Here is a 12,526-nt window from a genome sequence, read left to right on the forward strand (position 1 = left end):
ACTCGACACTGCTCATAATGCGCGCAATTAACCTGCCGTATCGTGGAGCCTGCAGATGGAAAACTTAATTTATGACATTATCAGCTGGGTTGGCCTGACGATCTGTATCGGCGCCTTTTTTATCAAAGATGTATTCTGGCTGAGATTAGCTACATTAATAGGTTGCAGCCTGTTATTTGTCTATTACAGCCATATTGCCATTCCGCAAGGGGTGATCTCCAATCTGCTGGTATTGCTGATTAACGCCTACTATTTACTGCGCTTTGCTGCAGCACGCAAAAAGGCCGCCAGTAGCGACACCGTACCCGCCGCCTTAAAACCGCAAGCCGAATAAGCCGCTTTTTTCCAAAGCGGCTTGCCGTTATACTTTCCGATCTTTCAGGTCTGGACCAGCGCTAGCTTTTTAACGTAGTGCATCCAGACCATGCTAATCGACGGAGACCGCTATGCAGGAAGATGAATTCGAGCTGTTTCTTTCTGAAATGGCCGATGTAAAGCCACTGACTCAGGATGCTGTGCTGCAAGCCAACGCTGAGTTTAGCCCCACTCTGGCGCAACAAGCCAGACGCAAGGCGGCGGAACAGGAAATGGAGTATGATCCGCATTACCTGAGCATGGAATATGTCGAGCTGGTAAAGCCGGATGACGTCTTTGCCTATTGTAAAGACGGTGTGCAACAAGGGGTATACCGCAATCTGCGCCTCGGCAAGTATCAACTGGATGCCACCCTGAACCTGCTGGGCAAAACACTGATCGAAGCCCGCGGTGCGCTACAGCAATTTATTACCGACTGCCATCAACGGGGCGTGCGTACCTTATTGATCCAGCATGGTATGGGCCGCAACAGCAAGCCGCATCCAGCCATCTTACGTAGCTATGTTTTCAAATGGTTACCGGCTTTTGGTGTCGTTCTGGCGGCGCATACCGCTCAGCGTCAACATGGCGGCTATAGCGCCACCTATGTCCTGCTGCAGAAAAATGCCGAACAAAAACGCGAAAACCGGGAACGGCATAGCAAGAAATAATGAAACAAGATTAGGCTAACAGATAAAAAATTAAGGGCCCAAAAGGCCCTTAATTTTTAAATCACCCAGCAAAAGGCTTCTGCCCGGGTGAGAAAGGCTGACAACGCCATTAAAATCACGGCAATAGCCAGAGTGGTAAAGCCAAAACCACGACTGGACGCTTTACTCATAACCTAACCTCAACATTTATTCTTATTATTCTGTCACGGCAACAGCCCTGGTTGCGACCAGCAGGCAGGTTACTGCGACCAAAAGAGTGTAGTCCGTTAATAACTCCTTGGCAACGCTGTAATTTTAACCAGTTAATAGCCCTGTTGCCGGTCGATTTGATTTAACAATGCTAAGCCGGCTTCACTGCGCCGGTAATTCTCTGCGATCTGCGCCACCACTGTATCCACCCGGGTTACCGCTGAGATATGCGGCGTGACCAAAATCGACGGATGCGACCAAAACGGATGCGTTGCTGCGAGAGGCTCTTGCCGGAACACATCAAGACAAGCCGCCTGAACCTGCCCACTGTCCAGTGCGGCCAATAAATCTGCCTCCACCAGCAGCGCGCCACGCGCGACATTGACCAGTATCACTCCCGGCTTCATCAGGGCAAACAGCTGTTGATTTAACAGATCCTCGGTGGCACTGGTCAGTGGTAATAAACAGATCACCAGATCGGCACCGTTAAGAGCTGCGGCTAAGCCATCAACGCCGGCATAGCAAGTTACACCGCTAAGCTGCTGCGGGCGTCGAGCCCAGCCCGTCACCTGATAGCCCTGCATCTGAAAAAATTGTGCGGCCGCCGCGCCCAGTTCACCTAACCCCAGCACACAAAGCTTGCGCAACTGACGTGGGCTTTTCGGTTTCCACTGCGCCTGCTGTTGCTGGCGATGAAACTGATCCAGGCGCAAACGGTAATAGCTTTCAATACCGGCCAGATAACGCAGCATAGACTCAGTTAACGCCGGATCGACAACCCGCGCCAGTGGTACCAAAGGCAGCTCAGGATCGGCAAGAATACTATCCACACCGGCACCATAACTTTGCAGCGCTTTTAAATTTGGTAGCTGCTGTAAACAGCCTGCCGGGTGCTTCCATACCACGGCAAAGGTGACAGCAGCAGGATCATTCAGCTCGGGCCAGACCTCAATCGTTACCCCCGGTAGGGCGGCACTGAGCCGTTGTTGTAAGTCATCCAGTTTTCGATCAGGGATAATAAGGGCAATAGTCACAGCTCACTCCATATCTTGGCCAGGGTGCCAACCTTAGCATAAAAGCGGCACTTCGGCTGTCGTCAAACTGCCATAAAACTGCCAACTTGGCGTCATACAAAGGCATTAGGCTCAACTGTGTGACCCTATGTAACAGGTGAGAGGACAGAGCGATGCTGAATGTCGAGCAAATGATCGAACAACAACTGCCCCAGGTTGACCGCCAGAGCTGGTTTTACCGGCCGGTTAAAGGATTCCTCAGCTACCTGTTACATGAGCAGGATTTTCAGAATTTTGCCAAGCGCTACCCGCACCTGCAGGGACTGGAGTTTGTGGAGCAGGTGCTGGACTATTTTAACTTCAGCTACGCCGTACGCGACAACGAGCTGGAGCGGATCCCGGCGACCGGGCGGGTGGTGATTATCGCCAATCATCCGATCGGCTCGCTGGACGGGCTGGCCCTGCTAAAACTAGTCAGCGAGATCCGGCCAGACGTTAAGGTTTTGGCCAATCAGCTACTGATGGCGCTACCGCCGCTGCATCCCCTATTGTTACCGGTAAATAATATGACAGGTGGCACCGAACGGCGCCGCTTAGACGCCATTGCCGCCCATCTGGCGGCGGAAGGCGCACTGATCCTGTTTCCGGCCGGTGAGGTATCACGCTTAAAACCCAATGGAATCCGTGACGGCAAGTGGCATAGCGGCTTTTTGCGCTTTGCCAGTCAAAGTAAGGCGCCAATTCTGCCGATCTATATTGGTGGGCGCAATTCGGCGCTGTTTTACAGTGCCTCGATGCTATATAAACCGCTGGCCACCTTATTGCTGGTAAAGGAAATGTTTAAGCAGCAGCGCAAATCGATCACGCTGCGCATTGGTGAAAGCATTCCGTTTGACAGCTTTAACAACCTGCAGCTGGAGCTGGCAGATAAAGTTAAACTGTTTAAAAAGCATCTGTACCGACTGGCAAAAGATAAAGCCCCGCTGTTTAAAACCCAGAGTGCTATAGCGCATCCGGAAGAGCGGGCTGTGCTGAAAAAGGCGGTAGAAAGTTGCCAGTTGCTGGGCGAAACCGGCGATGGCAAAAAAATCTACCTGTACCATCATCAGCAAAGTTCGCCGGTGATGCGCGAAATCGGCCGCCTGCGCGAGCTGGCGTTTCGGGCTGTCGGTGAAGGTTGTGGCCAGCGCCGTGATATTGACCGCTTCGATAGCCATTATGAACATCTGATCCTGTGGGATAGCGATGATCTGGAGATCGTCGGCGCCTACCGTTTTGCCAATACGGCGCGGGTGATCGCTGATCACGGCTTAGCCGGCTTATATACCGCCTCGCTATTTCAATTTAGCGCCCAGATGCAACCCTATCTGGCGCAGGGGCTGGAGCTGGGACGCAGCTTTGTGCAACCACGCTACTGGGGTAAGCGCAGCCTGGACTATCTGTGGTATGGCATTGGAGCTTATCTTAAGCAGTATCCGGAACTACGCTATCTGTTTGGCGGCGTCAGCCTGTCGAACAGCTACCCGCAAGCAGCCCGGGATCTGATGGTCTATTTCTACTCTTTATATTTTCAGGATGAACAGCAAACAGCAGTATCAAATCAGCCCTATCAGCTGCCGCACGCTATTCTGCAACAGCTGCAGCAGCACTTCAGCGGTCAGGACTATGCAGCAGACTTTGTGCAGCTAAAACACCTGCTGGCCAATATGGGGGTAAGTATTCCCACCTTATATAAGCAATACAGTGAGCTGTGCGAGCCAGGCGGGGTGAAATTTCTGGCCTTTGGTACGGATCCGGATTTCGCTGACTGCATTGATGGCCTGGTACTGGTAGACCTGACGCAGCTAAAAGCGCAAAAGCGCGCCCGTTATCTGAGCTAATCCACTGTTTCTTGTGGCTTAGTGTAAAGATCCGGTAAAGTTCAGCTACGATTCAGCCGCGGCCCTCTATAAGTTGTATACTAAATGTCCAACCCTCTGCCGGCGCAACTTAACGCCCGTGGTAAGGAGCTTGATATGACGATACAACGAACCCTGCCACAGCTACTGTTAGCCCTGGCGATTTTATTGCTCAGTGCCTGCGCCAGTCAGGCACAAAGCCGCAGCAGCAACAGCGAGGCTGAGCTGGACCAGATGCTTGCGCCGATTGCACTGTATCCGGACTCAGTACTAACCCACGTCTTGATTGCCTCGACCTATCCGCTGGAAATTGTGCAGGCGGCACGCTGGTTAGAGCGTAATCCGGATCTTCGCGGCGAAGACGCGGTAGAAGCCGTGCAGGGCCAGGACTGGGACCCCAGTGTCCAGGCTTTGGTTGCCTTCCCACAGTTAGTGCAACGCCTGAATGATGATCTGCAATGGACGCAGCGGCTGGGAGAAATCTTTTTAGCCGATGAGCCAGCGTTACTGGCCAGTATTCAGCGCTTACGGCAACGCGCCTATGCCCAGGGCTCACTGCAGCAGATGGAGCATGTGGTGGTGGAGCGCGAACGCGAAGTGATCGTGATTGAACCGGCGCGGCGTGAGGTGATTTATGTGCCCTACTACGATACCCGGGTGGTTTACGGTAACTGGTGGTGGCCAGCCTATCCGCCACTGTATTGGTATGAGCCGGTCGGTCACCGCAGCCGGGTCAGCTTTTACTGGAGCAGTGGTTACCATGTCAGACCGGCGTTTTATTTCAGCGTCTTCGACTGGCATCGTCATCATGTGATAGTGCACCACCATTACTATCATAAACCACCGCGCTATTATCCAAAACGGCAGCACTTCCACAATGCACCACGTTGGCAGCATGATCATTATCACCGCCGTGGCGTGCACTACCGTCACAGTCAGTTACGTGACCGGCCAGACTATCAGCACCGCCCGGATCGGCCACGCCGTCATGACGATGCGCCGCACAGACCTCGCGAACAATGGCGTGCTGAGCGTAATCAGGAGCAGCGCTCACAACCAGACAATCGCTTTATTCCGGCCGACAGCAAGCTCCGTCAGGCTAACCGCGAAGCTGAGGCAGCACCACGCAGTGCGCAGCGCGAAGGCCGTCAGTATGACAGCAACCGTCAGCCGCGCCAGCATGAAACAGCACGAAGCGAACGGCCGCAACATCAGGAGCGCCCGACGCAGGGACGTATTGCTCAGCAATGGGCGGAAAATGAGCAGCGTATGCAGCCAATCCCTGTTGCAGACACCAGCCCGGCCGTTGACCGGCAGCGGCCGCAACGTGTGCAGGACAGTGCGCTACGCACACAACAGCGCAATGAGGCACTCAATAGAGAACAGCAGCGCAATGAGGCGCTGGGTAGAGAGCAGCGAGCACAGCAGCGCAACGAAGCATTAAATAGAGAGCAGCGGGTACAGCATCAGCGCCCGGCACAGGACAGCCGGACCGAGCGGGTGCAGCCTATCAGAGTACCGCAAGCTGAAACCCAGCGCGTACAGTATCAACAGCCGCAGCAAGAGGTAAGAACCGAGCGGGTGCAGCCACAAAGATTTCAGCAAGAGCGGGTACAACCGGTGAGCCGGCCAGCGCAGGATAGCCAACGGGTACAACCGCAGCGGCCACAAATGGAACAACGGCAAGCCGTTGTCAGCCGGCCAGCAAGCGAGAGCCGGGCAACAGGTTCAATCTCCGATCGCTCTAACCGCTTTGAGAACAGGCGCCAACAGCAGGACTAGGCCGCGCTGCGCAAAGGCAACCTGTCCCTACCACTTTGTTGATATAGAACAATACTTACCATTAAAGGCCCGCTTTGTAGCGGGCTTTTTTGATCCAGCCCAAGGTTTTCACCGCCAGCAAGCGCACAATGGCGCCAGTTATCTGACGGGAGAATACAATGAAAACAATGTTATCTACAGTAGCACTGGGCCTGAGTTTAGTTGCCGCCCCTGCCATGGCCGAATTTTCTGTCAACGTTGGCGCCATCAGCGTGATGCCAAGTGACAGCAGCGGCAATCTGAATGTGGTAGAAGCCGTCGCAGGCTTACCGGCCGGCTCAACTGGCGTCAAGGTGAATGACAATACCCAACTGGGCCTGACCTTTGACTACAAACTGGATAAAAACTGGGGCGTGCAGTTAATTGCCGCTACCCCTTTTACCCACAAAATCAGTGGCGATGGCGCTATTGACGGTTTAAAAGTAGGTAAAACCAAGCATTTACCGCCTACCTTACTCGGCCAGTATTATTTTGATGTTGGCAACAGCAACATTCAGCCTTTTGTTGGCCTGGGCGTCAATTACACCAACTTCTTTAATACCGAAGCCGATGGTCAGCTGAAAAGCACGCTGGTCGCGCTGGGTGCGGCCGGTGCTAATGATCCTGTGACCATTAAGCTGAAAAACTCCTGGGGCCTGGCCGCACAAGCCGGCGTCAATATCAAACTGGCTGATAACCTGGGTGTCCACCTGATGATCAGCAAAATTGATATCGATACCAAGGCGCATGTCCGGGTTAATGGCAATACAGTGCAAAGCGTTGATGTCAGTATTGATCCGCTGGTAGCAATGATTGGTCTGCGCTGGACGCTGTAAGTTTTATCTTGCCCTTTGCCGTCAACATTACGGTGTTGACGGTATTTTTCCGGGCGCTCCGACCAAAGTCGGGGCTTTTCCCGCTCCGGCTTCTGGATTAGAGTGCTAATACTGATCTCAAGCCGGAGCTGTTATGCCAAGTCCTGTCTCCAAACTTAACTGGCAACACCTGCTAAAATCCGGAAACCGGATTTTTATTGGCTCCCATGCCGCGGTGCCAACCCTACTGATTGACGATCTGATTGCGAATGCCAAAAGCCTGCATGATATTGAAATTGTGCAACTGGTGACCCTGTCAGACAACAAATGGGCCAAACCCGAGTTTCAGCATTTATTTAAGGTCAATACCTTCTTTATCGGCGGCAATACCGTGCGTCAGGCTGTCGCTGAGGGCAGGGCTGATTACACCCCCTGTTTTATGACCGATATTCCGGCGCTTTTTACCGACGGCGTACTGCCGCTGGATGCCGCGCTGATTATGGTGAGCCCGGCCGATGAACATGGTTATCATTCACTTGGTGTATCAGTTGATGTGATAGCCGCGGCAGCGAAAGCCGCCAAAACAGTGATTGCCCAGGTCAATCCGGCCATGCCTATTACCTATGGCCAATCGTTTATTCATAAAGATGATATCGATGCGTTTTTCTATGCCGAGCAGCCACTACCGGAAGTCCAGCCTACCGAGCTGGATCCGCGTACTGAGCGTATCGGCCAGTACGTGTCACTGCTGGTCGAAGATGGCGCCACTATTCAGCTTGGCGTAGGGAAAATCTGCGAAGCGGTAACCCGCTATCTGAGCAATCACAAGGATCTGGGTCTGCATACCGAGCTGCTGACCGACGGTGTACTGGAGCTGATTAAAAAAGGAGTGATCAACAACAGACGCAAAACCTTTCATCCCGGCAAAAGTGTCACCAGCTTTTGTATCGGCACTAAGCAACTGTATGACTTTGTGCACCAAAACCCGCATATCGGCTTTTATCCCAGTGAATATGTCAATTCGCCCAGCAATATCGCCCGCAACGAGCGCATGGTCTCGATTAACAGTGCCATCGAAGTTGATCTGACCGGACAGGTGGTGTCAGATTCAATCGGCCATCAGTTTTACAGCGGCGTTGGCGGTCAGGTTGACTTTAGCCGCGGTGCTTCAATGAGTAATGGCGGTAAACCCATTATCGCCCTGCCCTCGACCGCTAAAGATGGCAGTATTTCGCGCATCGTGCCGCATATCCGCGAAGGCGCCGGCGTGGTCACCAGCCGGGCGCATGTGCACTATGTGGTGACGGAGTTTGGCGTGGCGTCGTTACGCGGCAAAAGTATCCGCGAGCGGGCGCTGGAGCTGATCCGGGTCGCCCATCCGAAATTCCGTAATCAGTTACTGGCTGAAGTCCGCAAACATTACTGGGTACCGCATTATCAGGTGCAAACCCCGGTCGAAGTACCGGAGCTGGGGCCTGTCGGCTTTAAAGAGCTGAGCGTAAACGGCGAGAGCTTTGATTTGCGGCCACTGAACCCTTCGGATGAACGGCGCTTGCAGGAGTTTTTTTACTCCCATACCAAAGAAACGCTGCAAATGCGCTATAACTCAGTGCCGACACAGATGAGCCGCGAAAAATCCTGCACCCTGGTCAGTGTCGATCAGTCCAGGGATTTAGCACTGTGCATTGTGAAGCAAAAAGGCTCAGTCGTAGAGATCCAGGCCGTCGGCCGCTACTACCTGATTGAGAGCCAGAATAGCTGTGAAGTGGCCTTTGTTACCCGTGAAAAGTTCCAGGGCAAAGGTATGGCTAAGCGGCTGCTGGCAGAAATGATTAATGTGGCAAAAGCCCGCGGCCTGGCTTCAATGCAGGCCTATGTGCGCGCCGAAAACAAACCCATGCTCAAAGTATTCGAAAACGCCGGCTTTGTGCGCTTGCGTAGCGAAGATCCATCCGAAGCCTATTTAAAACTGGATTTAACTCCAGCAGGAGACAGCTGATGCCCATTACCATTTTCAGTCACCCCAGCTGTTACTACCATGAAAATGGCGTTGATCATCCGGAGTGTCCGGAGCGCCTGTCGGCGATTAATGACCAGCTGATCCGCTCCGGAATGGAATATGTGGTGATGCAGCGCGACGCCAGCCCAGCCACAAAAGAAGCGCTATATCTGGCACATGGCAAACGCTATGTCGATGAATTATTTGCCAAAGCACCAACCGAGGGCCATATCTGGCTGGATCCCGATACCATTATGGGCCCGAAAAGCCTGAATGCCGCCGGCAGCGGTATCAATGCCGTGGATCAGGTAATGAAAGGCAGTAACGAGCAGGCCTTTTGCGCGGTGCGCCCGCCCGGTCATCACGCCACCCGCGAGCAGGCAATGGGCTTTTGTCTGCTAAATAATATTGCTATCGCGGCTGAGCACGCCCTGAATACCTATCAGCTAAGCCGGATCGCCATCGTTGATTTCGATGTACATCATGGCAACGGTACCGAGGATATTTTTCAGCACGAACCCAGGGTACTGTTTTGCTCCTCGTTTGAGCATCCACTATACCCTTACACCGGCGCCGACAGCAGTAACGAGCATATTATCAATTTACCACTGGCCGGCGGCTGCCGCAGCAGCGCCTGGCGTGAGCAGGTACAGCAACACTGGCTACCGGCCATTGATGCCTTTGCCCCACAACTGATCCTGATCTCGGCCGGCTTTGACGGCCACGCTGAAGATGAGATGGCGCACTTTATGTTGCGCGAAGAGGACTATCAGTGGATCGCCAGCGAGCTAAAACAACTGGCCGATAAACATTGCCAGGGCCGCATCGTCGCCATGCTGGAAGGCGGATATGCGTTAAGTGCGCTCGGACGTAGCGTGGTGGCTTTTTTAAAAGGCTTGCTCTGAATAGCAAATTAGCTGCTAAGCTTAGAGGTATCATTTGGATATCTCTTTTCTATGCAATTGATTAAAAACTACTTTCCAGCTTTATCTTACCTGGACCCGGCCAGTGAAGCCGAGTTCCGGCTGTATCTGGTTGCCAGCACCCGCCATATCGCACAGCGGCTGGCGCTGGTCTGTGCCCTGTTGCTGCTGGTGTTCAGTGCCACCGATATTATCCTGGGCGACCAATGGCACAGCCTGAACAATCTATCGCGCTTTATTGCCGCTACACTGATAGTCGGCTTCGCTATTTACAACCGGCGCCTGACACCCGACCACTGGCTACAGGGCTGGCTGGCGATAGCCGCCCTGGTGTTATTGCTGCTGGCGGTGACCTTTTACAGCTCGGCCCAGTATTTTGGCAAACTGGGCGAAGGCGGCCCCCTGGTGGTGGCCTTTGCGCTGGCCGCTATCCCGATTTTTAACCTGCAGCAAAAACTGCTGCTCTGGCTGCAACTGAGCGCCAGCATTTTGTTTCTGAAGTACTGTACCGATACCAACACCGGCTGGACGCTGTTTTATCTGAGTATTACATTATTACTCTGCCTGAGCTGGCAACGGCAATTTGATATTTTATTGCGCAGCCAGTTTAAAACCGTGCGGCTGGAGCAACAAAAAGCCGAAACTGATCAGTTAACCGGCTTGCTGAACCGGCGTAGCTTCGAACAACGTTTGCAGCAAAAACTGCAACAACTGCCGCCAGGTCAACAATTATCGCTGGGGTTGCTGGATATCGATTACTTTAAACGCTATAACGACCATTATGGTCATTTGGATGGCGATCTGGTGCTGGTGCAACTATCCAGGCTACTGTCTGCCGATCCCAAGCTGCTGGTGGTGCGTTTTGGCGGCGAAGAATTTATTCTGGTAGAGCAGCACAGTGCCAGCAGCCGCAGTACTTTACTGCAATTACCCGACAAGCTGGCGGCAATGGCGATCCCGCATCAAAACTCACCCTTTGGCGTAGTCACCGCATCGATCGGTATTATCACCCTAAATTACCCGGCCAGCGGTTATCAGAGTGGTCAGTTGATGCAGCAAGCCGATCAGCTGCTTTATCAGGCCAAGCAACAAGGTCGTAATCAGGCCCGGCAGCAGTTTTTAGCATCAACGGTGCAGCAAGCGACAAGCTCAGCATAGCCGGTTCCTTAGCTATAGCAGTACCCTTATCGAGTTAGATTGCCCTTATCATGTTAATAAAACGCTAATTGACAGTATATTTCTTAACCGCTAAGCTTAAATCCCGACCCTAATTCAGGATGAATCAATGAAACACACTACACGGTTTCTGGGCAGCTTAGTCTTTGTGTGCGCCTTTTTGCTTCCCTTACAATTGCACGCCCGATCTGCACAGTCGCAGGAACTTGCCTGTGTATCAGGCAACTGCAACAAAGATATCAGGGATTTACATAAGTTAGCCCGTCACGGTAGTACAGAAGCCATGACTCTACTCAGTATGATTTACGCTACCGGTGATGGCCGGCCGGCTGAACCGGAGCGTGCGCTGCGGATGCTGCGCCGGGCTGCGAAGTCGAATCATGAACCCGCATTGCTGTTAATGTCGGACTGGTATGAACGGGGTTTTGTGGTTGAACAAGACCCGGCACAGGCCGCTTCCCTACTACAAAAAGCAGTGGATTTGGACTATGCACCGGCCCTTTATAAAGTTGCAGTGACGAAATTATTGGATCCAGACCCGGGTATCCAGCGTGACGGCTTAGCGTTATTGGAAAGGGCCAGTGAGAAAAAACTGCTTGATGCCGTCTTTTTACTCGCCCGGATGAAACTGAGCGGGGAAATTGCGGAGCAGGATATCAGCGCCGCCGCCAATCTTTTTAAACAATTGGTGCTGGTCGGTCATCAGCCGTCCCGACCATACCTACAAAACTGCATTACACTCTTATCCGCACAGGTATCCGCGCAGGCAGAGGTTGCCGAGCAGGTCGCTGACTTACAACAATCTTACGATATGGAAATTATTCAGGTAATTGGCCGTGACTTTAAAACGGAATCGATGCTGACAAACGTAGTGCAACAGTTACAACGTACCGGATTATTTGAACCTGGCAGTATGGTTAGGATCAGAAGCCAAAGGTGTGACGGTTCTTTTGGCTGTGTATCCATCAGCCCGCGCGCCGGTGACCGGGATCTGAAGCAATCGCTTACCAATAGCATGTAACGTTACTTTGCCCCTATCTTCCCGGCTTTATCATACAACCAGGTATGCAGATACCCGGTTGTATGATAAAGCTTTAGTAGGACTAAATCGCGGTTAGCCAGCACTTTTAGTGCTAAGGTGTGTACTTTAGCAAGGAGCCAGATATGAAAAGATTAATAACAGGGAGTGTCGTTTGTTTATTATATTGCATAGCAGCCATACCCATCCACGCAGAGATAGTTTTCGATAGCGTAAATATGACGTTACATGTACCTGCCAGTAAAGCCGAACACGAACTTATCGTTGGCTTTAATAACGGGCAGCTGTCCCGGCTTGAACAGCGCAACGCTTTGACTCGCTTCCACACCGAATTGAACATAAAATATGTTAAGAAAGGCATGACGGAATGGCAAAGAGCGGAAGTCGCATTGCAAAAAATTAACTTACTCCGTCAGGCCGGCCCACTAACTATTCAACGTATACCTACTTGGCGACGCCTTGAAGGCATTGGCCATGAATATATGGTGGTTCATCAGGATGCCAAAATTAATGCTGGAACTGGCCTCTTATACTTTGGCGATGTTGATAGGCAATTACAGTATCTGGCGCAGATGCTGGGCGCGCGTGTCGCAGCAGATGCTATTGGTACTTTGGTCGATACCGAGCATCAGATGAAACTGGAATAACA

Annotated in this window: 11 protein-coding genes; 10 read left to right on the top strand and 1 reads right to left on the bottom strand. The window is 52.4% G+C overall.

All coding sequences use genetic code 11. The features are described from left to right. Positions 1-55: 55 nt before the first annotated feature. Positions 56-334 carry a hypothetical protein gene (locus H1D31_RS00495; RefSeq protein ID WP_008608898.1) on the top strand — a complete coding sequence of 93 codons (279 nt, stop codon included), beginning with the start codon at positions 56-58 and terminating at the stop codon, positions 332-334. A 112-nt stretch (positions 335-446) separates the two neighbouring features. After that, the gene (gene smrA, locus H1D31_RS00500; RefSeq protein ID WP_008949982.1) at positions 447-1,025 is read left to right on the top strand and encodes a DNA endonuclease SmrA; all 579 of its coding nucleotides are present in this window, start codon (positions 447-449) and stop codon (positions 1,023-1,025) included. A gap of 302 nt (positions 1,026-1,327) precedes the next feature. On the opposite strand, the gene H1D31_RS00505 is transcribed toward smrA, so the two are convergent. Then, complete coding sequence (locus H1D31_RS00505) at positions 1,328-2,248, bottom strand: 2-hydroxyacid dehydrogenase (protein ID WP_261255141.1); 921 nt, start codon at positions 2,246-2,248, stop codon at positions 1,328-1,330. Positions 2,249-2,400: 152 nt separating this feature from the next. Between H1D31_RS00505 and H1D31_RS00510 the strand changes: the two genes are divergently transcribed. From H1D31_RS00510 to H1D31_RS00545, 8 genes are all read left to right on the top strand, one after another. Next, positions 2,401-4,107 (top strand): lysophospholipid acyltransferase family protein, encoded by a 1,707-nt coding sequence (locus H1D31_RS00510; RefSeq protein WP_261255142.1) that lies wholly within the window; start codon positions 2,401-2,403, stop codon positions 4,105-4,107. 135 nt (positions 4,108-4,242) lie between these two features. Further along, entirely contained in the window at positions 4,243-5,907 is a 1,665-nt protein-coding gene (locus tag H1D31_RS00515) for a DUF3300 domain-containing protein (RefSeq protein WP_261255143.1), read from the top strand. A gap of 158 nt (positions 5,908-6,065) precedes the next feature. Then, positions 6,066-6,761, top strand: a complete 696-nt coding sequence (locus tag H1D31_RS00520; protein WP_008608905.1) for an OmpW/AlkL family protein — start codon at positions 6,066-6,068, stop codon at positions 6,759-6,761. A gap of 133 nt (positions 6,762-6,894) precedes the next feature. After that, positions 6,895-8,739: a bifunctional acetyl-CoA hydrolase/transferase family protein/GNAT family N-acetyltransferase gene (locus H1D31_RS00525; RefSeq protein ID WP_261255144.1), complete on the top strand. Its 1,845-nt coding sequence runs from the start codon at positions 6,895-6,897 to the stop codon at positions 8,737-8,739. Beyond that, complete coding sequence (locus tag H1D31_RS00530) at positions 8,739-9,644, top strand: histone deacetylase family protein (RefSeq protein ID WP_261255145.1); 906 nt, start codon at positions 8,739-8,741, stop codon at positions 9,642-9,644. Before H1D31_RS00525 ends, H1D31_RS00530 begins: the two co-directional genes overlap by 1 nt. Before the next feature lie 51 nt (positions 9,645-9,695). After that, a complete protein-coding gene (locus H1D31_RS00535; RefSeq protein WP_261255146.1) occupies positions 9,696-10,820 on the top strand; it encodes a GGDEF domain-containing protein in 1,125 nt (374 codons plus the stop codon). A 301-nt stretch (positions 10,821-11,121) separates the two neighbouring features. Next, complete coding sequence (locus H1D31_RS00540; RefSeq protein WP_261255147.1) at positions 11,122-11,859, top strand: tetratricopeptide repeat protein; 738 nt, start codon at positions 11,122-11,124, stop codon at positions 11,857-11,859. Between the two features lie 143 nt (positions 11,860-12,002). Continuing rightward, a complete protein-coding gene (locus H1D31_RS00545; RefSeq protein ID WP_261255148.1) occupies positions 12,003-12,524 on the top strand; it encodes a hypothetical protein in 522 nt (173 codons plus the stop codon). Positions 12,525-12,526: the final 2 nt, after the last annotated feature.

This window comes from Alishewanella sp. BS5-314 (assembly GCF_025377695.1).
In the GTDB taxonomy this organism is placed as follows: domain Bacteria; phylum Pseudomonadota; class Gammaproteobacteria; order Enterobacterales; family Alteromonadaceae; genus Alishewanella; species Alishewanella aestuarii.